Annotated in this window: 20 protein-coding genes; 10 read left to right on the forward strand and 10 right to left on the reverse strand. The window is 66.3% G+C overall.

Annotated elements, in window-relative coordinates; genetic code table 11:
* Position 1: 1 nt before the first annotated feature.
* The 4 genes from aroE to mpl form a co-directional block, all read right to left on the reverse strand.
* Positions 2-868 (reverse strand): shikimate dehydrogenase, encoded by an 867-nt coding sequence (aroE, locus tag L810_RS29360; protein ID WP_021161883.1) that lies wholly within the window; start codon positions 866-868, stop codon positions 2-4.
* Positions 865-2,961, reverse strand: a complete 2,097-nt coding sequence (locus L810_RS29365; protein WP_021161884.1) for a ribonuclease catalytic domain-containing protein — start codon at positions 2,959-2,961, stop codon at positions 865-867. Before L810_RS29365 ends, aroE begins: the two co-directional genes overlap by 4 nt.
* An 80-nt stretch (positions 2,962-3,041) precedes the next feature.
* A complete protein-coding gene (locus L810_RS29370) occupies positions 3,042-3,611 on the reverse strand; it encodes a YqiA/YcfP family alpha/beta fold hydrolase (RefSeq protein ID WP_021161885.1) in 570 nt (189 codons plus the stop codon).
* Positions 3,608-5,140 carry a UDP-N-acetylmuramate:L-alanyl-gamma-D-glutamyl-meso-diaminopimelate ligase gene (mpl, locus tag L810_RS29375; RefSeq protein WP_373453108.1) on the reverse strand — a complete coding sequence of 511 codons (1,533 nt, stop codon included), beginning with the start codon at positions 5,138-5,140 and terminating at the stop codon, positions 3,608-3,610. The genes L810_RS29370 and mpl overlap by 4 nt, the downstream gene beginning before the upstream one ends.
* 99 nt (positions 5,141-5,239) lie before the next feature.
* Between mpl and L810_RS29380 the strand changes: the two genes are divergently transcribed.
* The 10 genes from L810_RS29380 to L810_RS29425 all read left to right on the forward strand — a co-directional run bounded on the left by L810_RS29380 (position 5,240) and on the right by L810_RS29425 (position 13,476).
* On the forward strand, positions 5,240-5,884 hold the full coding sequence (locus tag L810_RS29380; protein WP_042976655.1) for a hypothetical protein: 645 nt from the start codon (positions 5,240-5,242) through the stop codon (positions 5,882-5,884).
* Positions 5,885-5,891: 7 nt separating this feature from the next.
* Entirely contained in the window at positions 5,892-6,443 is a 552-nt protein-coding gene (locus L810_RS29385) for a TlpA family protein disulfide reductase (protein WP_021161888.1), read from the forward strand.
* Positions 6,444-6,637: 194 nt separating this feature from the next.
* Complete coding sequence (aroQ, locus tag L810_RS29390; RefSeq protein WP_011350880.1) at positions 6,638-7,090, forward strand: type II 3-dehydroquinate dehydratase; 453 nt, start codon at positions 6,638-6,640, stop codon at positions 7,088-7,090.
* 66 nt (positions 7,091-7,156) lie between these two features.
* Positions 7,157-7,630 (forward strand): acetyl-CoA carboxylase biotin carboxyl carrier protein, encoded by a 474-nt coding sequence (gene accB / locus L810_RS29395; RefSeq protein WP_021161889.1) that lies wholly within the window; start codon positions 7,157-7,159, stop codon positions 7,628-7,630.
* An 84-nt stretch (positions 7,631-7,714) separates the two neighbouring features.
* Positions 7,715-9,082, forward strand: coding sequence for an acetyl-CoA carboxylase biotin carboxylase subunit (gene accC / locus L810_RS29400; RefSeq protein WP_021161890.1), 1,368 nt, complete (start codon positions 7,715-7,717; stop codon positions 9,080-9,082).
* Between the two features lie 2 nt (positions 9,083-9,084).
* A complete protein-coding gene (gene prmA, locus L810_RS29405) occupies positions 9,085-9,987 on the forward strand; it encodes a 50S ribosomal protein L11 methyltransferase (protein ID WP_021161891.1) in 903 nt (300 codons plus the stop codon).
* A gap of 45 nt (positions 9,988-10,032) precedes the next feature.
* Positions 10,033-11,382 (forward strand): zinc-ribbon and DUF3426 domain-containing protein, encoded by a 1,350-nt coding sequence (locus L810_RS29410; protein WP_042976649.1) that lies wholly within the window; start codon positions 10,033-10,035, stop codon positions 11,380-11,382.
* Positions 11,383-11,455: 73 nt separating this feature from the next.
* A complete protein-coding gene (tpx, locus tag L810_RS29415; RefSeq protein WP_027783488.1) occupies positions 11,456-11,959 on the forward strand; it encodes a thiol peroxidase in 504 nt (167 codons plus the stop codon).
* 85 nt (positions 11,960-12,044) lie between these two features.
* Positions 12,045-12,983 carry a carbohydrate kinase family protein gene (locus L810_RS29420; RefSeq protein WP_021161892.1) on the forward strand — a complete coding sequence of 313 codons (939 nt, stop codon included), beginning with the start codon at positions 12,045-12,047 and terminating at the stop codon, positions 12,981-12,983.
* Between the two features lie 19 nt (positions 12,984-13,002).
* Positions 13,003-13,476 carry a glycine zipper 2TM domain-containing protein gene (locus L810_RS29425; protein WP_021161893.1) on the forward strand — a complete coding sequence of 158 codons (474 nt, stop codon included), beginning with the start codon at positions 13,003-13,005 and terminating at the stop codon, positions 13,474-13,476.
* A gap of 235 nt (positions 13,477-13,711) precedes the next feature.
* On the opposite strand, the gene L810_RS45855 is transcribed toward L810_RS29425, so the two are convergent.
* The 6 genes from L810_RS45855 to L810_RS29450 form a co-directional block, all read right to left on the reverse strand.
* Positions 13,712-14,380, reverse strand: a complete 669-nt coding sequence (locus L810_RS45855; protein WP_021161894.1) for a histone H1-like DNA-binding protein — start codon at positions 14,378-14,380, stop codon at positions 13,712-13,714.
* 28 nt (positions 14,381-14,408) lie between these two features.
* Positions 14,409-14,735 carry a hypothetical protein gene (locus tag L810_RS45860; RefSeq protein WP_080982133.1) on the reverse strand — a complete coding sequence of 109 codons (327 nt, stop codon included), beginning with the start codon at positions 14,733-14,735 and terminating at the stop codon, positions 14,409-14,411.
* Between the two features lie 83 nt (positions 14,736-14,818).
* Positions 14,819-16,030: a ribonucleotide-diphosphate reductase subunit beta gene (locus L810_RS29435; protein WP_014898151.1), complete on the reverse strand. Its 1,212-nt coding sequence runs from the start codon at positions 16,028-16,030 to the stop codon at positions 14,819-14,821.
* A gap of 365 nt (positions 16,031-16,395) precedes the next feature.
* Entirely contained in the window at positions 16,396-19,386 is a 2,991-nt protein-coding gene (locus L810_RS29440; protein ID WP_021161897.1) for a ribonucleoside-diphosphate reductase subunit alpha, read from the reverse strand.
* A gap of 451 nt (positions 19,387-19,837) precedes the next feature.
* Complete coding sequence (gene ampD, locus L810_RS29445; protein WP_021161899.1) at positions 19,838-20,428, reverse strand: 1,6-anhydro-N-acetylmuramyl-L-alanine amidase AmpD; 591 nt, start codon at positions 20,426-20,428, stop codon at positions 19,838-19,840.
* On the reverse strand, positions 20,425-20,673 hold a 249-nt coding region (locus L810_RS29450; RefSeq protein ID WP_042976651.1), incomplete at its 5' end, for a PP0621 family protein. The genes ampD and L810_RS29450, both read right to left, overlap by 4 nt.

Here is a 20,673-nt window from a genome sequence, read left to right on the forward strand (position 1 = left end):
TTCAGCTCGCCGCGAGCGCCTGGCGCAGCGCGGCCAGCACCGGCGCGCTGTCCGGCCGCACGCCGCGCCAGATGAAGAACGATTCGGCCGCCTGCTCGACGAGCATCCCGAGCCCGTCGGCGGTGCGCGCGCCGAGCGACGCCGCATGCTGCATGAACACCGTCGGCTGCGCGCCGTACATCATGTCGTACGCGAGCGTGCCCGCGCCGAACGCGGCCGCGTCGCACTCCGGCAGCGCGGCATCGAGGCTGCCGGCCGTCGCGTTGATCACCACGTCATATGGCTCCGCGCGCACGACGTCCGGGCCGCCGCCCGCGAGCGTGCAGCCTGCATCGTGGGCGGCCTGCATGAACTGGCCGACGAGCGCCTCGGCCTTGCTCGCGGTGCGGTTCACGATCGTGATCGACAGCGGCGCGCGGTCGAGCAGCGGCAGCACGACACCGCGCGCCGCACCGCCCGCGCCGAGCAGCAGGATGCGCGCGCCCGCCAGCGACACGCCGAGATTCGCCTCGATGTCGCGCACGAGGCCGACGCCGTCGGTGTTGTCGCCGTGGATACGGCCGTCGGCGTCGATGCGCAGCGTATTCACCGCGCCCGCCGCCGCCGCGCGCGGCGACAGCGTGTCGGCGAGCGCATGCGCCTCGAGCTTGAACGGCACCGTCACGTTCGCGCCGCGACCGCCTTCGGCGACGAAGGCGCGCACGGCGGCTTCAAAGCCGTCGACCGGCGCGAGCCGGTGCGCGTAGTCGACCGGCTCACCCGTCTGCGCGGCGAACTGCGCGTGGATGAACGGCGACTTGCTGTGCGCCACCGGGTTGCCGAACACGACATAGCGGTCGGCGCCGCTCGTCGACGCAGCTGCGGTCATGATGCGCGCCCCTCTTCTTCGGCGTTGCCGCCCGTGGCTTCGCCGCCTTCACCGCCTTCGCCGGCTGCTGCGCCGTCCGCCTCCGCCAGCGCTTCCGCCTCGGTTTCGGCCGTCGCGTCTTCGGCGTCGATCAGCGTGTCGTCGCCGCTTTCGGCGTCATCCTCTTCGTCGGCCGCGTCGCCGCTCGTCACGGTCGGCGCATCGAGCACGTTCAGCAACCGCACCGATGCCTCGATCGTCAGCTCGTCGAGCGACATCACGTCGAGCAGCACGCGCGTGCCGCGCGCATGCACGCCGAGCCCCGGCACGTGCAGCAGCAGCGGAATTTCCTCGAGGCGCACGAGATCGCCCTTCACCACGCTCGCGACGACCTGCTTCTTCTGCTCCTGCGCGAGCCAGCGCAGGCACCAGAAGTACTCCATCCGGCGCTGGTAGTCGGCGTAGGCCGTATACGTGTCGTCGAAGCCCTGCACGACCGCGTACAGGTCGGCGTCCTTCGGCTTGAACGGTGCGGCGAGCTTCGCGGTGACGCCGTGCTGCACGCACGCGAGCAGCTGCCACTGGTTCACGAGGTCGACGTAGCGGCGCAGCGGCGACGTGCTCCATGCGTACTGCGCGACGCCGAGACCTTCGTGCGGCGCGGCCGTCGTCTGCATCCGCGTGCGCTTCGGGCCCGGTGCGCCGAAGCCGCGCTGCGAGCGGTAGATGCCCGGCACCGTGTGATCGTGCAGGAACGCGCCCCACGTCGAGTTCGCGAGGATCGCGAGCTCCGACACGATCAGGTCGAGCGGCGAGCCGCGGCGGCGCGGCGTGATCGTCACGTGCTCGCCTTCGACGTAGAAGTTGTAGTCGGTGTTGCGCTGCACCTCGCGCTTCAGGCCGTAACCCGCGCGCGCGACCTGGCGCTTCTCGAACAGCGCCTGCGCGAGCGGCCACAGCACGGCGATGTCGTCCTTGTGCGGATAGTCGCCGGTGCCGGCCGCGAGCGTCTCTTCGTTGACGAGCTCGTCGAGGTTGTTGTGTCGCAGGTTGTTCTTCACGAACACGAGCTCGGCGCGCGTCTCGTTCGCGACGATCTCCTGCGTTTCGCGGTTGACGATGATGTACAGCGACAGTGCCGGGCGGTAGTCGCCCTCTTTCAGCGTGAACACGTCGACGACGTCGTCCGGCAGCATCGTGATCTTGTCGCCCGGCATGTAGACGGTCGACAGGCGCGTGCGCGCGATCGCGTCGATCGCGTCGCCGCGCACGATGCCGAGCGCCGGCGCCGCGATGTGCACACCGATGCGCACGCGGCCGTCGGCGAGATGCTCGACCGAGAATGCGTCGTCGATTTCGGTCGTCGTGATGTCGTCGATCGAGAACGCCTCGACGTCCGCGCGCGGCAGGTCGTCCGGCAGCGGGCCGACCGTGACGGCCGGAAAGCCCGTGCCGTGCGGGAAGAACTCCGCGAGGAAGCGCGCCTCGTGCAGCGCGCGCGGCGACGCGATGCCGCCGCAGTCGAGCATCAGCCGCGCCGGCGACACGCCGCGCGCACCGGCCGCCGCTTCCATCGCCTTGTATTCGATCGCGTTCTTGTCCGGCCGCGTCAGCAGCCCGAGCACCTTGCCCGCGAACGCTTCCGGCAGCTTGCCGGCCTTCAGCTCCTCTTCGTACTGCGCCTGGACGAGCGCCTGCTGGCGCTTGCGCTCGAGCGACGCGAGCGCCATCTTGAGCTGCTCTTCCGGCGCGCGCTGGTACTGGCCGCGCCCCTTGCGGCGGAAGTAGACGGGCGAGCCGTGCAGTCGCAACACCAGCGCCGCCCGCTCCACCGGGCCGTACGTCGCGCCGAAGTATTCCGCGGCCAGCGCCGTATACGCGAACTCGTCGGCCGGCGCGCATTCCCACAGGAAATCCAGGTCGATCTGCTGCGCGGCCGAGTCGGCTTCCTGCATCAGTTCGCCCGCGGCCGGCTTGTCGAATTCGATCAGCACGTCTTTCGCGCGCACCTTGGCCCGCCGCCCGCCGGGCAACTCGACCTGAAATGCGTCGCCCTGGCGCGACAGCACGCTGCCCGCCTTGAAACTGCCCGATTCCTCGAAGAAAACGTTCACTCAGTACTCTCGTTCAGACTGCCGGGCGCCGCGTCCGCGGCGCCGCTTGATGATGGGAATTCGATCGGCACATGGCCGGATCAAGACGTCTTTCCGTCGCAAAACGCGAGAACGTCGTCGACATAGTCGGCAAATTCGCTGATCCCGTGATCGCTGCCTTCGATCACGCGCGTCTTCGCGCCCGGGTAATGCGCGAGCATCTCGCGGTAATCGAGCACTTCGTCACCGGTCGCCGCGAACAGATAGTAGCGTTCGGCACGCGTGATTGCCGGCACGCGCAGCGCGTCGAGTTCATGCAGGTGATGGCGCTCGACGACGATCGTGCCGCCGCCGTGCCACAGCGGCTGTTCGCCGAGGTGCTGCTCGAGATCGCGCTGCGGCACGATGGCCGGATTCAGCAGCACGGCCTTCCAGCCGTGTTTTTCGGCCAGCCAGGTGGCGTAATAGCCGCCGAGCGAGCTGCCGATGACGGTCACGTCGCGCGCGCCGGCCACCTCGGCTTCCGCGACCGCGATCGCTTCGAGCGGCGACACCGACAGCGACGGGCACCGCCACTCGCCGCTGCGGCCGAGCTCGGCCATGCGCGCGGCGAGCTGGCGCGACTTCTGCGATTCCGGCGATGACCGGAAGCCGTGCAGATACAGGATCACGAGCGGCTCCCGAGCGCATCGAGCAGCTTCTGATGAACGCCGCCGAAGCCGCCGTTGCTCATCACGAGCACGTGATCGCCCGGGCGGGCGGCTGCGACGACGGACTTCACCAGCAGGTGCAGGTCGTCGAACGCGTGTGCGCGATCGCCGAGCGGCGCCAGCGCCTCGGCCAGATTCCAGCCGAGCGCGTCGCGCCCGGCCGGTGCGCCGTAACCGAACACGAGATCGGCGTCGGCCAGGCTCGCCGGCAATTGCGACTTCATCACGCCGAGCTTCATCGTGTTCGAGCGCGGCTCGAGCACGGCGAGAATGCGGGAATTCTGGCGGCCGATGCGTGCACGAAGGCCGGCGATCGTGGTTTCGATCGCGGTCGGATGGTGCGCGAAGTCGTCGTAGACGGTCACGCCGTCCACGCTGCCGCGCACTTCCATGCGGCGCTTCACGTTGCGGAACGCCGCGAGGGACGCGGCGGCCTGCGCGGGCGGCACGCCGACGTGGCGCGCAGCCGCGATCGCCGCGAGCGCGTTCATCCGGTTGTGATCGCCCTGCACCTGCCATGCGACTTCGCCGACGCGTTCCGCGTGCGAATACACCGCGAAACGCTCGTCGACCGGCACGCCGTCCTCGGCCGGCAGCGCCTGCCAGCCGCCGTCGACGCCGAACCGCTCGACCTCGCTCCAGCAGCCGCGCGCCAGCACGCGCTCGAGCGCGTCGGAACGGCCGTTCGTGACGATCCTGCCGACAGCGGGCACGGTGCGCACGAGATGGTGGAATTGCGTCTCGATCGCGGCGAGATCGGGGAAGATGTCGGCGTGATCGAATTCAAGGTTGTTCAGCACCGCGGTGCGCGGCCGGTAGTGGACGAACTTCGAGCGCTTGTCGAAAAACGCCGTATCGTATTCGTCGGCCTCGATCACGAAGAAGCTCGAATCGGTGAGCCGCGCCGACACGCCGAAGTTCAGCGGTACACCGCCGATCAGGAAGCCCGGGTTCAGACCGGAGTCTTCCAGCAGCCACGCGAGCATCGACGACGTGGTCGTCTTGCCGTGCGTGCCCGCGACCGCGAGCACCCACTTGCCGGCGAGCACGTGCTCGCCGAGCCATTGCGGGCCGGATACGTAAGGCAGGCCGCGATCGAGGATCGCCTCCATCAGCGGATTGCCGCGCGTGACGACGTTGCCGATCACGAACAGATCCGGTTTCAGGTCGATCTGCTCGGCGCCGTAGCCCTCGATCAGCGTGATGCCCTGCGCCTCGAGCTGCGTGCTCATCGGCGGATAGACGCCCGCGTCGCAACCCGTCACCGTGTGGCCCGCCTCGCGCGCGAGTACGGCGAGACCGCCCATGAAGGTGCCGCAGATGCCAAGAATGTGGATGTGCATAGATGAATGCTTTCGCGCCGCCGGGCGCCGTCGATTCGGAAAGGATGTGTGTGCGGCGCGCCGGACGGGCCGCGCGGCCGGCGCCCGGCCAACGGCTTTTGCCGCGACACAAAGAGCACTATTGTAACTGACGGCCTGCCGTGCCAGGCGGCCCGAACGATGCGCGCGGGCGGCGCCGGCACGCCTGGCGGCAGGCCGCCGCACCCGCGCTCGGGCGCCGCGGCGATCGAGTATGATTGCCGGATCATGTCTCGCAAACCTCTTGTCGACCCGCGGCGCCTCCGCGAGGAAATTGCCCAGTCCGCCGCCCGCCTGATCGCGGAGGACGGCCTCGACTATGCCGGCGCAAAACGCAAGGCCGCGCGCCAGTTGCTGGGCGACTCGCGCGTTGCCGGCGAATGGCTGCCGGATAACGACCAGATCGAGGAAGAACTGCGCGAATACATCGCCCTGTTCCAGAGCGACACGCAGCCGGACGAACTGCGCCGCCTGCGCGAAGTCGCGCTCGACTGGATGCGCCGGCTCGCCGAGTTCCATCCTTATGTGACGGGTGCCGTGCTGAACGGCACCGCGAACGCGCATTCGGATATCCATTTGCAGGCATTCACCGACAACCCGAAGGACGTCGCGATCTACCTGCTGAACCAGAACGTCCAGTACGACGTGTCCGAGACGCGGCATTTCGCGGGCCGCGCCGACGTCGAGACGCTCAGTTTCCTGTGGCGCCCGCGGCGCGACGTGGATGCGATCGGCATCCATCTCGCGCTCTATGCGAGCGACGACCTGCGCGGCGCGGTCAAGGCCGACGCGCGCGGCCGGGTCGCCCGTGCGGATGCCGCCGCGCTGCGCGCGCTCGTCGAAGCAGGCAAGGCCCCTTCCGAACCGGAATGATTCAACGATGATGATGAAACGCATGTTGGCGCTCGCGGTCGTCGCGGCCGCCGCCGTTGCCGGCGGGCTCGCCGCCGGCCATTGGTTCCGCGGCACCGCCGATGACGGGGTCGCCGTCGCCGCGCCCGCCGCGCAGGGCAGCCCGGTCGAACAGTTGTGGGCGGCCTCCCTGACGGGTGTCGACGGCAAGCCGGCCACGCTGTCCGCCTTCAAGGGCCAGAAGGTCGTCGTCAATTTCTGGGCGTCATGGTGCGGCCCGTGCGTCGAGGAGATGCCGGAGCTCGTCGCGCTGTCGCACCAGTACAAACAGAAGGGCATCCGTTTCATCGGGATCGGCGTCGATTCCGAACAGAACGTGAAGAACTTTCTGCAGAAGGTGAAGGTCGACTATCCCGTCTTCGTCAGCGGTTATGCGGGCGCCGATCTGGCCCGTAATTTCGGGAATACCGCCGGCGCGTTGCCGTTTACGGTCGTCATCGACCAGACCGGCAAGATTCGCGAGACAAAATTGGGACAAATCCAGCCGGCCGAGCTGAAAAAGACGCTCGACGCGCTGTAACCCGCCCGAACGGCGGCCCGGACGTTGTAGGCGATTTGCCCGTCGATCGCCGCAATTTCGCGTGAATTCGCCGCTACTTTGCATGCGCGCCGGTAATTCTTGCAGGTCCCGCGCGCTCGGCCGTTCGGCAAAACTAGACAAATTTCTCTAAATAGCGCTAAAGTTCGCGCAATTCCGCAGAAATAGAAGCGACCATGACACGATTGCTGGTGCTGCACGGCCCCAACCTGAACCTTCTCGGCACCCGGGAACCGGAGGTGTACGGCCGCGTCACGCTCGCACAGATCGATCAGGCGCTTGCCGCGCGTGCCCGGGAAGCCGGCGCCGAACTGTCGTCGTTCCAGAGCAACCATGAAGGCGCGCTGGTCGACCGCATCCAGGCCGCGCGGGAGGAACAGACCGATTTCATCCTGATCAATCCGGCCGCGTATACGCACACGAGCGTCGCGATCCGGGACGCGATCGCCGGCGTTGGCATCCCGTTCGTCGAGGTTCACTTGTCGAACGTGCATCGCCGCGAAGCGTTCAGGCACCACTCCTACTTTTCCGACCAGGCCGAAGGCGTGATCTGCGGGCTCGGCTGGAAAGGTTATCTGTACGCGCTCGAGTACGCGCTGGACAAGCTGCAAGGCACGTCGCGCGGCTGAATTCGCGATCTAGATTCAGCGCCGGCCCCTAACCGGCGCTTTCACGTATTGAAAGGGGAATTCCCGATGGATCTTCGTAAGCTGAAAACTCTGATCGACCTCGTTTCCGAATCCGGCATCTCCGAGCTGGAAGTGACGGAAGGCGAAGGCAAGGTGCGCATCGTCAAGAACGCGCCGCCGGTCTACGTGCAGCCGACGGCTGGGTATGCCCCGCAAGTCAGCGCGCCCGCTCCGTCGGTCGCGCTGCCGACCGAAGGCGCTGCCGCGCCGGCCGCTGGCGGCGCTGCCGCACCGGCTGCCCCGCAGGGCCACGTCGTGACGTCGCCGATGGTCGGCACGTTCTATCGCGCGCCGTCGCCGGGCGCGGACCCGTTCGTCCAGGTGGGCGACACGGTCAAGGAAGGCCAGACGATCTGCATCATCGAAGCGATGAAGCTGCTCAACGAGATCGAGTCGGACAAGGCCGGCGTGATCAAGGAAATCCTCGTCGAGAACGGCCAGGCCGTCGAATACGGCCAGCCGCTTTTCGTGATCGGCTAAATCCGCCGCGCGGCCCGCGGGCCGCGCACCGCCGATGCTCGCCAGGCGCCGTTCGCGCGCCCCTCGAAGAGACGAATACTCGCTATGTTTGAAAAAATCCTCATTGCCAACCGCGGTGAAATCGCGCTGCGCATCCAGCGTGCGTGCCGCGAGCTCGGCGTCAAGACGGTGGTCGTCTACTCGGAAGCCGACAAGGAAGCCAAGTACGTGCGCCTCGCGGACGAAGCCGTCTGTATTGGCCCGGCCCCGTCGAACCTGAGCTACCTGAACATGCCGGCGCTGATCAGCGCCGCGGAAGTCACCGACGCCGAAGCGATCCACCCCGGCTACGGCTTCCTGTCGGAGAACGCCGATTTCGCGGAACGCGTCGAGCAGTCGGGCTTCACGTTCATCGGCCCGCGCCCGGAAACGATCCGCATGATGGGTGACAAGGTCACCGCGAAGCAGACGATGATCAAGACCGGCGTGCCGTGCGTGCCGGGCTCGGAAGGCGCGTTGCCGGACGATCCGAAGGAGATCGTCAAGATTGCGCGCGCGATCGGCTATCCGGTCATCATCAAGGCGGCGGGCGGCGGTGGCGGGCGCGGGATGCGCGTCGTGCACACCGAGGCCGCGCTCGTCAACGCGGTCAACATGACCCGCGAGGAAGCCGGCCGTGCGTTCGGCAACCCGCAGGTGTACATGGAGAAGTTCCTCGAGAACCCGCGCCACATCGAAATCCAGGTGCTGTCCGACGCGTACAAGAACGCGATCTGGCTCGGCGAACGCGATTGCTCGATGCAGCGCCGCCACCAGAAGGTGATCGAGGAAGCGCCGGCGCCCGGCATTCCGCGCCGCCTGATCGACCGCATCGGCGACCGCTGCGCGGACGCCTGCAAGAAGATGGGCTATCTCGGCGCGGGCACGTTCGAATTCCTGTATGAAAACGGCGAGTTCTACTTCATCGAGATGAACACGCGCGTGCAGGTCGAGCATCCGGTATCGGAGCTGATCACGGGCGTCGACATCGTGCAGGAACAGATCCGCATCGCGGCCGGCGAGAAGCTCACGCTGCGCCAGCGCGACATCCAGTTCCGCGGACATGCGATCGAATGCCGGATCAACGCCGAAGATCCGTTCAAGTTCACGCCGTCGCCGGGCCGGATCACGTCGTGGCATACGCCGGGCGGCCCCGGCGTGCGCGTCGATTCGCACGCCTACAATGGCTATTTCGTGCCGCCGAACTATGATTCGATGATCGGCAAGCTGATCACCTACGGCGCGACGCGCGAGCAGGCGATCAGCCGGATGCGCATCGCGCTGTCCGAAATGGTCGTCGAAGGCATCCAGACCAACATCCCGCTGCACCGCGAGCTGATGATCGATTCGAAGTTCGTCGAAGGCGGCACCAGCATCCACTACCTCGAAAACCGGCTCGCCCAGAAGCAGCAGGTCGCACCGGAAGAAGCGTAAGCATGAGCTATCGCGAACTCGTCGTCGAACTGGCCCGTGAGCACGCGGAGGCACTCTCCGACGCGCTGCTCGAACTCGGCGCGCTGTCGGTGTCCGTGGAAGACGCCGACGCCGACACGCCCGACGAACAGCCGCTCTTCGGCGAGCCGGGCCTCGTGCCCGACCGCACCGCGTGGCAGCACTCGCGCGTGGTCGCGCTGCTGGCGGCCGAGCATGAGCCGGCCGTGCTGCTCGCCGCGGCTGCCAACGAGATCGGCATCGCCGAAACGCCGACGTTCGTCGTCCGCGAAGTCGAGGAACAGGACTGGGTGCGACTCACGCAATCGCAGTTCGAGCCGATCCCGATCGGCGAGCGGATCTGGGTCGTGCCGTCGTGGCACGATGCGCCCGATCCCGATGCGCTCGTCCTCGAACTCGATCCGGGCCTCGCGTTCGGCACCGGCAGCCATCCGACCACGCGTCTGTGCATGGAATGGCTCGAGCAGTCGGTGAAACCGGGCCAATCGGTGCTCGACTACGGTTGCGGCTCGGGCATTCTCGCGATCCTCGCGAAGAAATGCGGGGCGAACCCCGTCATCGGCATCGACATCGATCCGCAAGCCGTCGAATCGGCACGGCAGAACAGCGAACGCAACCGTGCGGAAGTCACGTACGGGCTGCCCGATGCGTGCCCGGACGGCGAATTCGACATCGTCGTCGCGAACATCCTGTCGAATCCGCTGAAGCTGATGGCGTCGATGCTCGCATCGAAGGTCAAGCCGGGCGGGCGCATCGCGCTGTCGGGCGTGCTCGCGCGCCAGGCGGACGAAGTCGCGGCCGTCTACGCGCGCTACGTCGACATCTCGGTCTGGCGTGAACACGAAGGTTGGGTATGCCTCGCCGGAACCCGGCGCGAAAGCCATTAGAATAGCGCTGTCCTTCACTCTGGCCAGCAGGCCGCCCGGCTCGACATGCTTCTTGCGACGCGCTGCCCTCATTGCGAAACCGTCTTCCGGCTGCAGCAGGAACAGCTCTCGCTGCATCAAGGGCTCGTGCGCTGCGGGCATTGCCACGAAGTCTTCAACGCATCCGAGTCGCTCGTTCCCGAGCATGCGCAGCAGCCCGAGCCGGCCCTGACCGAACCGGCTGCCGCGCCGGACGAAGGCAACACGCACCATCCGGCCCCGCCGGCCCGGCTGTTCACTGCCGATGCGCCGGCCGGGGCATCTTCCGACACCGATTACAAGCCGGAAGGCTGGGACATGTGGGCGCCGTGGCTCGACGCCGGCGTCGACCCGTCGCTGCAACACAACGTGCAGACCGTGCGCACCGAGCCGCTGATACCGCTCGCCCTTCCGTCCACCGACGCCGGCATCGTTCACTTGTCGGGTACGCCCGCGCCGTTCGCCCCCTCCCCGACCGAGCTGGACACTTCCGCAGCCGTCGCGCAACCAGCCGAATCGCTGCAGACACAAACACCGCGGGATACCGAATCATCGGCCGCGCCCGTCGAGCGCGACCCGCGTGAGCCGCGCTTCGTCGCACACCGCCCGTCGGACGCAGATACCGCTCACGATGCCGCCGAACCCGTCGGCACCGCGCACTTCGCCGTGCCGGACGACGAACGCGCGCCGCGCGAACCGCGTTTTGCATTCGCGCCGGCACCGGCCATCGCCGCGGCCGGATCCGAACCCGACACCGGTACCGACGCAAAAGCACCGCACGACGAGAAACCAGCCGCGGCCGCCAGCGCGCCGGCCGCACCGTTCCCCGCTGCGCTGACCGACGACGATCGTCCCCACTTCGCCGTCACGCGCGAGACGCGCGCCCCGCAGCGGCGCGGAATGCTCGGCGGCTTTTTCGGCGGCCTCGTCGCCGCCGTGCTGGCCGTGCTGCTCGTCGCGCAACTCGCGTGGTGGCAACGCGAAACGCTGATGATCCACTGGCCGGTCACGCAGGGCTGGTTCCGGCAGGCCTGCGCGCCGCTCGGCTGCACGGTCGCGCCGCCGCGCGCGATCGACGGCCTGCGGCTCGACGCGACCGACCTGCGCCAGCTCGACGGCCCGCGCGAGCTCGAGCTGAAGGTACCGCTGACGAACCGCTACCGCGTCGCGCTCGCCTACCCGTCGCTCGAACTGACGCTGCTGGACGACACCAACCACGTGACCGTGCGCCGCGTGCTCGCGCCGCGCGACTACGTGCGCCCGGGCACGCCGATCGACGCCGGGTTGCCGCCCGGCACGACGCAGACGATGGTCGTCCGCCTCGAAACGAACGGCACGCCCGCCTCGAATTTCCGCGTCCAGATCTTCTATCCGTGACGCACCGCGGCGCGCGCATGCGCGCCCGTCTCAACCCGCGCGCCCGAGCGGCGCGCTATTTCGGAGCACGAACATGAGCAAAGTTACGCTGGGTGGCAACCCGATCGATCTCGCCGGCACGTTCCCGGCCGTCGGCGCCCAAGCCGCCGATTTCAAGCTGGTCGGCAAGGACCTCGCCGACCTGTCGCTCGCCAGCTTCGCCGGCAAGCGCAAGGTGCTGAACATCGTGCCGAGCCTCGACACGCCGACCTGCGCGACGTCGACCCGCAAGTTCAACGAAGCAGCATCGTCGCTCGACAACACGGTCGTCGTCGTCGTGTCGGCCGACCTGCCGTTCGCGGCGACGCGCTTCTGCACGACCGAAGGCCTCGAGAACGTCGTGACGGCTTCGACGTTCCGCACCGGCCGCGCATTCGCGAACGCATACGGCGTCGACGTGACGAGCGGCCCGCTGAACGGCCTGACCGCCCGTGCGGTCGTCGTGCTCGACGCGCAGGACAAGGTGATCCACGCGGAACTCGTCGGCGAAATCAAGGACGAGCCGAACTACGATGCAGCACTCGCCGCACTGAAGTAAGCTTTCTTTCGCTTTCCCCTGCCGCGCCGCGCCTTTCGCGCGGCGTTGTCGCGCAGGGTCCCTCATTTCTACAGGAACGCACACCTTGGCTACGTTGATTTGCGGCTCGATCGCCTACGACTCCATCATGACCTTCGAAGGGCGGTTCCGCGAGCACATCCTGCCCGACCAGGTGCACCTCATCAACCTGAGCTTCCTGGTGCCGACGATGCGCCGCGAATTCGGCGGCTGCGCGGGCAACATCGCGTACGCACTGCACCTGCTCGGCGGCGATGCACGCATGATGGGAACGGTGGGCGCGCTCGACGCGCAGCCGTATCTCGACCGCCTCGACCAGCTCGGCCTGCGCCGCGACCACGTTCGCGTGCTGCCCGACACCTATACGGCGCAGGCGATGATCACGACCGATCTCGACAACAACCAGATCGCGGCGTTCCACCCGGGCGCGATGATGCAGTCGCACCTGAACCACGCAGGCGACGCGCCGGACATCAAGCTCGCCATCGTCGGCCCTGACGGCTTCGACGGGATGGTCCAGCACGTGGAAGAACTCGCCAAGGCCGGTGTACCGTTCGTGTTCGATCCGGGCCAGGGCCTGCCGCTGTTCGACGGTGCGACGCTGCGCCGCAGCATTGAACTTGCGACCTATGTAGCGGTCAACGACTACGAGGCCAAGCTGGTGAGCGACAAGACGGGATGGTCCGAAGATGAAATCGCCAGCCGGGTCGACGCCCTCGTCATCACGCGTGGCGAGCATGGCGCGACCATCCGCCACAAGCAGGGTGCGGAGCAGATTCCGGTCGTACCGGCCGAGCACATCGCCGATCCGACCGGCTGCGGCGATGCCTTCCGGGGCGGCCTGCTGTACGGCATCGAGCATGGCCTCGACTGGGCAACCACGGGCCGCCTCGCGAGCCTGATGGGCTCGATCAAGATCGCCCACCAGGGGCCCCAGACTTACGTACTGACGCGCGCCGAGATCGACGCGCGCTTCGAGACTGCATTCGGTTACAGTCTCAAATGAATATTGTGGGAGAGCAAAGATGTTGACGAAAAAGACCCTCACGCTCGCGGCCATGCTGACGGCCTCGCTGACGCTCACCGGTTGCTTCACCGCGCCGGGCTCGGCGGATGTCTATAGCGTCGGCCAGGCGCAGCGCGAACAGACGGTTCGCATGGGCACGGTCGAAAGCGTCCGTGCAGTGCGCATCCAGTCCGACGGCGGCGGCAGTGCGATCGGCACGCTCGGCGGCGGCGCACTCGGTGCGGTGGCAGGCAGCGCGATCGGCGGCGGCAAGGGATCGATCCTGACCGCGATCGCGGGCGGTCTCGTCGGTGCGGTCGCAGGCAACGCGGTTGGCGAAAACCTCAGCACGGCGAACGGTGTCGAAATCACCGTGCGCCTCGACAACGGCGATCTGCGCTCGATCACGCAGGCAGCAAGCGGCGAAGCGTTCCGCGCCGGCGAGCGGGTGCGACTGCTGTCGAGCGGCGGCGTCACGCGCGTCACGCACTAACAGGTACCTCAGCTCGCGGCGCAAGCCGCGGTCGAACGCATGTGCGAAGCTGCACATGCGTTTTTTTTCGTCCGTACTCGCCGCGGCCCGCATACAGGCAGCCGGCATACGGGCACATCGGCAAACACGGACGAAAAAAATCCCGCCACCTAAGCCAGATGGCGGGACTGATTGAGTAGCGCTACTCAACCCACGGACACCATGTGAGTGTCCGGGTGGTACGGCTCAGCCTCGATTACGGACGGCTGCCGGTCGGGAACGGCCATGCCGCTGCCGGGTTGAGCGCGGTCTTCACGCCCGATGCCGGCGCAACCGATGCGGTCGACGCGGTCGTTGCCGGCGCAGCCTTCTTCACGACGGCCTTCTTCGGAGCTGCAGCCTTCTTGGCCGGTGCAGCAGCCTTCTTCGCCGGAGCAGCGGCCTTCTTCGCAGGAGCAGCGGCAGCCTTCTTCGCAGCAGGCGCAGCCTTCTTCGCGGCAGCCTTCTTAGCAGGCGCGGCCTTCTTCGCAGCAGCCTTCTTAGCAGGCGCGGCCTTCTTCGCAGCAGCCTTCTTCGCCGGTGCGGCCTTCTTCGCAGCAGCCTTCTTCGCCGGTGCGGCCTTCTTCGCAGCAACCTTCTTCACTGCGACTTTCTTGGCTGCAACCTTCTTCGCTGCGGCCTTCTTCGCCGGTGCTGCCTTCTTCGCGGCAACCTTCTTCACCGCGACCTTCTTGGCTGCAACCTTCTTCGCTGCGGCCTTCTTCGCCGGTGCTGCCTTCTTCGCGGCAACCTTCTTCACCGCGACCTTCTTCGCAGCAACCTTCTTCACTGCAGCAGCCTTCTTCGCCGGAGCAGCAGCCTTCTTCGCAACGGTCTTCTTGGCAGCAACTTTCTTAGCAGCCGGTTTCTTCTTGGCGGTAGCCATGTTGTTCTCCTTCAGGTTCAGATGAGAGTCAGTTCAAACTACACCCTTCGTCAAAACCCGCTTCCCGCGGACGCTGTTCAGGACGTGCGCTTCGAAGCGGGCTATTCATCGGCGTACGCGGATACCACGCGCTTACGCTAATGAATACGGTATGGCGCGCGTGACCACCCGGCCTCGCGCGCCAAATCAAGTCGGTAGCCGGCGCACCTCGCGCCGCTACCCCTAATCGCTTGATCAAGCGGACCGCCACACGGCCGTCCGCTTTTTCCGGAGGGAAGTTTGCCCATCCCACTGAAGGGTTCGCAAAGTGCCTGTCGTGTCGTTGGGCCGTTAAGGCACCGGGCATGCTTTGCATCAGGCGTTCTTGCTCCTAAACCTTGGGCCGGGGCCGAGAGGCCACCGGCTGCTCACATCATGTGACGGGTTCGCTGCTGCGGGTTATTCCCAGGACAGCGCACCGCCCGTCTGATACTCGATCACACGCGTCTCGAAGAAGTTGCGTTCCTTCTTCAGGTCGATCATCTCGCTCATCCACGGGAACGGGTTTTCCTCGTTCGGGTACAGCGGATCGAGGCCGATCTGCTGGCAACGGCGGTTGCTGATGAAGCGCAGGTAGCTCTTGAACATCGACGCGTTCAAACCCAGCACGCCGCGCGGCATCGTGTCTTCGGCGTAGCGGTATTCGAGTTCGACAGCCTGCTTGAACAGCTCGCGGATCTCGGCGCGGAATTCCGCGGTCCAGAGATGCGGGTTCTCGAGCTTGATCTGGTTGATCAGGTCGATGCCGAAATTGCAGTGCATCGACTCGTCGCGCAGGATGTACTGATATTGCTCTGCAGCACCCGTCATCTTGTTCTGGCGGCCGAGCGCGAGGATCTGCGTGAACCCGACATAGAAGAACAGGCCTTCCATGATGCAGGCGAACACGATCAGCGACTTCAGCAGCTTCTGGTCCGCTTCGAGCGTGCCGGTCTTGAAGGCCGGATCCGTCAGCGTGTGGATGAACGGGATCAGGAATTCGTCCTTCGCGCGGATCGACGTGACCTCGTGGTACGCGTTGAAGATCTCGCCTTCATCGAGACCGAGCGATTCGACAATATATTGGTACGCGTGCGTGTGGATCGCTTCCTCGAACGCCTGGCGCAGCAGGAACTGCCGGCACTCGGGCGCCGTGATGTGGCGGTACGTGCCGAGCACGATGTTGTTCGCCGCGAGCGAATCGGCCGTCACGAAGAAACCGAGGTTGCGCTTCACGATGCGGCGCTCGTCCTCGGTCAGACCGTTCGGGTCCTTCCACAGTGCGATGTCGCGGGACATGTTGATTTCCTGCGGCATCCAGTGGTTCGCGCAACCGGCCAGATACTTTTCCCACGCCCACTTGTACTTGAACGGCACCAGCTGATTCACGTCAGTCTGGCCGTTGATGATGCGCTTGTCGGCGACATTGACCCGCGCTTCCGAACCGCCGGCGGGAACAGCCGATGCTTGCGGCGGCACCGCAAGATCGCCTTCGAAAATGTCACGGACCTGATGGGCGGCAGGCGTTGCAGCCTGCATTCCGACAGCCATCCCGGCGGAGGTGCGCATTGCGTTTTGCTGCGCTCCGCTCGCGGGGGTTACGGCAGTCTTCTCGTCATCCCAGTTGAGCATAAATTCTCACCATCAATTTAGAACGGTTTGTACCATCTTTTCCTGAGCGATAAAAGGGTTCGCTCACGAAAAATCCTTTTTTCGATTCGCGTTGCGACCTCGATACAACACTTTGAGCAACGCATCGTCATTCATGCAGCGCGCGATGTGAGTCGCGCGTGTATCGCGAGGTGCGCTCGACGCATCGAACGCTGATCGAAACGCGACGTCGTCGGGGATGTTTCGATCGCTTGTCACTGCCTGCAACGCAGGTGCCGCGTTACAGATTCCTTATCATTTTTTTAGTTGAGAGCGGCGCACACTTCAACCTCGATCGGTCGTCGTGTGCGCCGCCCTTGCCTGCTTCTCAGGTCAGGCGCACTGCGTTACTGGCACGCTTCGCACTCGTCGAAGCCGGGATCGCCCGGACGCATCGTGCACACCGGACCATCCGCCTCGACCGGCGCGAGTGCCGGCGCTGCGTTGACCGCGCCCGACGACGCATCGCCGCCCGCCGCACCAAAGCCGCCCGCTGCGCCTTGCGCGCCGCCGCTGCTCGAGCCGCCGGTCGGCACTGCGTTCAGTGCGCCGTGCGCGACCGTCGACTTCTCGACGTGCGTCGCCGCCATCGTGCGGAGGTAGTAGGTCGTCTTCAGGCCGCGCAACCATGCGAGCTTGTAGACCTCGTCGAGCTTCTTGCCCGACGCGCCGCCCATGTAGATGTTCAGCGACTGCGCCTGGTCGATCCACTTCTGGCGACGCGATGCCGCTTCGACCAGCCACGTCGGGTCGACTTCGAACGCGGTCGCGTAGATCGCGCGCAGGTCGGCCGGGATGCGGTCGATGCGCGACAGCATGCCGTCGAAGTACTTCAGGTCAGCGACCATCACTTCGTCCCACAGGCCGCGTTCCTTCAGGTCGCGGACGAGGTACTCGTTGACCACCGTGAATTCGCCCGACAGGTTCGACTTCACGTACAGGTTCTGGAAGGTCGGCTCGATACAGGCCGACACGCCGATGATGTTCGAGATCGTCGCCGTCGGCGCGATCGCGACGCAGTTCGAGTTGCGCATGCCGTGTGCGGCGATCCGCGAACGCAGCGACGTCCAGTCGAGCGACTCCGACGTGTCGACCTCGACGTAGCCGCCGCGCGCTTCCGTCAGCAGCTTCAGCGTGTCCTGCGGGAGGATGCCGCGATCCCACAGCGAGCCGCGGTAGCTCGAGTAGCGGCCGCGCTCTTCGGCCAGCTCGGTCGACGCGTAGTACGCGTAGTAGCAGACCGCTTCCATCGAACGATCGGCGAACTCGACCGCCGCTTCCGACGCGTACGGCGTGCGCAGCAGGTGCAGACAGTCCTGGAAGCCCATGATGCCCATGCCGACCGGACGGTGCTTCAGGTTCGAGTTACGCGCCTTCGGCACCGCGTAGTAGTTGATGTCGATCACGTTGTCGAGCATGCGCATCGCGACGCTGATCGTGCGCTTCAGCTTCTCGTGGTCGAGCGCGTAGCTGCCGTCGGCCTGCTTCACCAGGTGGGCGACGAGGTTCACCGAGCCGAGGTTGCACACCGCGATTTCGGTGTCGCTCGTGTTCAGCGTGATTTCCGTGCACAGGTTCGACGAGTGGACGACGCCGACGTGCTGCTGCGGCGAGCGCACGTTGCACGGATCCTTGAACGTGATCCACGGGTGGCCCGTCTCGAACAGCATGCCGAGCATCTTGCGCCAGAGCTGCTGCGCCGGGATCTTCTTGAACAGCTTGATCTCGCCGCGCGCGACCTTCTCTTCGTAAGCCGTGTAAGCCTTCTCGAAATCGGCGCCGAACTTGTCGTGCAGGTCCGGGCAGGTCGACGGCGAGAACAGCGTCCAGTCGGCGCCTTCCATCACGCGCTTCATGAACAGGTCGGGAATCCAGTTCGCCGTGTTCATGTCGTGCGTACGGCGGCGGTCGTCGCCGGTGTTCTTGCGCAGTTCGAGGAATTCCTCGATGTCGAGGTGCCACGATTCGAGGTACGCGCAGACCGCGCCCTTGCGCTTGCCGCCCTGGTTGACCGCGACGGCCGTGTCGTTCACGACCTTCAGGAACGGGACTACGCCTTGCGACTTGCCGTTCGTGCCCTTGATATGCGAGCCGAGTGCACGCACGCGCGTCCAGTCGTTGCCCAGGCCGCCGGCGAACTTCGACAGCAGTGCGTTTTCCTTCAGCGCTTCATAGATGCCGTCGAGATCGTCCGCGACCGTCGTCAGGTAGCACGACGACAGCTGCGAGCGGTGCGTGCCCGAGTTGAACAGCGTCGGCGTCGAGCTCATGAAGTCGAAGCTCGACAGCACGTTGTAGAACTCGATCGCGCGCGTCTCGCGGTCGATCTCGTTCAGCGACAGGCCCATCGCGACGCGCATGAAGAATGCCTGCGGCATTTCGATGCGGGTGCCGTCGACGTGCAGGAAGTAACGGTCGTACAGCGTCTGCAGGCCGAGGTAGCCGAACTGCAGGTCGCGGTTCGCGTCGAGCGCTTCGCCGAGGCGCTTCAGGTCGAACTGCAGCAGCTTGTCGTCGAGCAGGCCGGCGTCGACGCCGCGCTTCAGGAACTGCGGGAAGTATTCCGCGTAACGGGCCGGCATCTCGGCCTGGACGACTTCCTCGCCGAGGATCTCGCGACGGATCGTGTGCAGCAGGATGCGGGCCGTGACCTGGCTGTATGCCGGGTCCTTCTCGATCATCGTGCGCGCCGCGAGGATCGCCGAGTCGTAGACCTGGCTCATCGGCACGCCGTCGTACAGGTTCTTCACCGTTTCGGCGACGATCGGGTCAGGGTTAACCGCAGCGCCGAGGCCGTCGCATGCCGACACGATCAGCGCGCGCAGCGCGTTCAGGTCGAGCGGACGCGTGACGCCGTTGTCGACGACGTTGATGCCGGTGCTCGACTCGCCGCCCGCTGCCGCTGCTTCCTCGCCCGCATGCTGGCGCTCGAGGTGACGCTTCTCGCGATACAGCACGTACGCACGCGCGACGTTGTGTTCGCCGCCGCGCATCAGCGCGAGTTCGACCTGGTCCTGGATGTCTTCGATATGGAACGTACCGCCGTTCGGGCGGCTGCGCACGAGCGCGCGCACGACGTTGTGCGTCAGCTGTTCGACCTGCTCGCGCACGCGCGCCGAAGCCGCGCCCTGCCCGCCGTTGACGGCCAGGAAAGCCTTCGTCACCGCGATCGCGATCTTCGAAGGTTCGAACGATACGACGCTGCCGTTGCGGCGGATCACCTTGTAGTCGGCGAACGTGGCCTGCGGCGCGAGCGCCTTCGCGCCCTGTTCGGTCCCGCCGAGCGGACGGCTCGAGGCGCTCTCGTACTGGGACGTCGCGTTGTCGGTGGTTTGCATGTGCAAAGCTCCTGGTGTTGGATGGTGCGGAGAGAACCGCGGATTAAAACGAACGCTGCGCAACGCGGTGCGCGAGCGGTAAGAGGCGAGCGATGCGCCGGGGAAGCCGGTTCGGTCGATGCGCGACAACCGAGCCGGTCGTGTGCTTCGTCATGTATCCCCTGCCCCGTCGAAGTTCGCTGCGCTGATCGCGACGCCTGGACCGCCCGGCCTGACGCGCCGCCCTGAGAACCCTGTCCGCCGGCGTTGGCCGCCGGCCGGTGCCGCTCGGGTTTCCCCTGCGACACACACTATATCTAGTGCAGAACCGCTCAACTGGCACCAAGTATAGTGGACATTCGGAGGACGTCCAAACGGATAATTTGCGGTGGAGGTCTTGACATCGCTCACGCGCAGACACGACAAGGCATTGGTCGGAGAAAAAACTTTCTCCGGTCAAAAAACCCCGCGATCAGTGCTGACGGAAAGGAAAGTATTCGGCGGAAAACCCGGCATCGCTCGCGAAGCGTTGCCAATCGAAATGCGGGCCCGGGTCGGTCTTGCGGCCCGGCGCGACGTCCGAGTGCCCCGCGAATGCGTCGACCGGGTAGCGTGCGGCGAGCGCGCGGGAGAGTGCGGCGAGCGTCGCGTACTGCGCGTCGTCGAACGGCACGTCGTCCGCGCCCTCGAGCTCGATGCCGATGGAGAAGTCGTTGCAGCGCGGCCGGCCGAAGAATTCGGACGAGCCCGCGTGCCACGCGCGCTCGTCGCACGACACGAACTGCACGAGTTCGCCGCTGCGGCGGATCAGGAAGTGCGCGGACACGCGCACGCCGCGCAGGTGGCTCTGGTAATAAGGGTGCGCATCGCAGTCGAGGCGATTCAGGAACAGCGCCTCGATCGCGTCGCCGCCGAACTCGCCGGGCGGCAAGCTGATGTTGTGGACGACGACGAGCGTCGGCACCGCGCCCGCGGGCCGCACCTCGTAATTCGGCGACGGCGCGTGACGCGCTTCACGCACCCAGCCGTGTGCATCGACCGACAGTCGTGCTGCGTCGTTCATCGGGCGTCGTGGCCGCTCGCGCGTGCACCGTGGCGCTGCGCGTGCTCGGTGCTGCAGAAGTATTCGCCGCCCGCGACGACGGCATCGCCCTTCGGCGCATGCACGCCGCATTCGGCGCAGCGCACCATCGGCTCGGGCAGCGAGCGGGCGGCGTCGCCGTTCGGCCGCGCAGCCCCGGGGCCGCCGGTGCCGGGCGCGCCGTCGTAACCGGCGCCGCGGCCGGTGCGCGCCTGCGCGTGCTCCTG

The sequence above is a fragment of the Burkholderia sp. AU4i genome (assembly GCF_000466765.1).
GTDB classification, from domain to species: Bacteria; Pseudomonadota; Gammaproteobacteria; order Burkholderiales; family Burkholderiaceae; genus Burkholderia; species Burkholderia cepacia.

Coding starts and splice junctions, on each gene's coding strand:
- L810_RS29385 (WP_021161888.1), top strand. CDS start 5,892: ATGATGATGAAACGCATGTTGGCGCTCGCGGTCGTCGCGGCCGCCGCC.
- L810_RS29410 (WP_042976649.1), top strand. CDS start 10,033: ATGCTTCTTGCGACGCGCTGCCCTCATTGCGAAACCGTCTTCCGGCTG.
- tpx (WP_027783488.1), top strand. CDS start 11,456: ATGAGCAAAGTTACGCTGGGTGGCAACCCGATCGATCTCGCCGGCACG.
- L810_RS29380 (WP_042976655.1), top strand. CDS start 5,240: ATGTCTCGCAAACCTCTTGTCGACCCGCGGCGCCTCCGCGAGGAAATT.
- L810_RS29435 (WP_014898151.1), bottom strand. CDS start 16,030: ATGCTCAACTGGGATGACGAGAAGACTGCCGTAACCCCCGCGAGCGGA.
- L810_RS29440 (WP_021161897.1), bottom strand. CDS start 19,386: ATGCAAACCACCGACAACGCGACGTCCCAGTACGAGAGCGCCTCGAGC.
- L810_RS45860 (WP_080982133.1), bottom strand. CDS start 14,735: ATGCAAAGCATGCCCGGTGCCTTAACGGCCCAACGACACGACAGGCAC.
- L810_RS29425 (WP_021161893.1), top strand. CDS start 13,003: ATGTTGACGAAAAAGACCCTCACGCTCGCGGCCATGCTGACGGCCTCG.
- prmA (WP_021161891.1), top strand. CDS start 9,085: ATGAGCTATCGCGAACTCGTCGTCGAACTGGCCCGTGAGCACGCGGAG.
- aroE (WP_021161883.1), bottom strand. CDS start 868: ATGACCGCAGCTGCGTCGACGAGCGGCGCCGACCGCTATGTCGTGTTC.
- aroQ (WP_011350880.1), top strand. CDS start 6,638: ATGACACGATTGCTGGTGCTGCACGGCCCCAACCTGAACCTTCTCGGC.
- ampD (WP_021161899.1), bottom strand. CDS start 20,428: ATGAACGACGCAGCACGACTGTCGGTCGATGCACACGGCTGGGTGCGT.
- L810_RS45855 (WP_021161894.1), bottom strand. CDS start 14,380: ATGGCTACCGCCAAGAAGAAACCGGCTGCTAAGAAAGTTGCTGCCAAG.
- accB (WP_021161889.1), top strand. CDS start 7,157: ATGGATCTTCGTAAGCTGAAAACTCTGATCGACCTCGTTTCCGAATCC.
- accC (WP_021161890.1), top strand. CDS start 7,715: ATGTTTGAAAAAATCCTCATTGCCAACCGCGGTGAAATCGCGCTGCGC.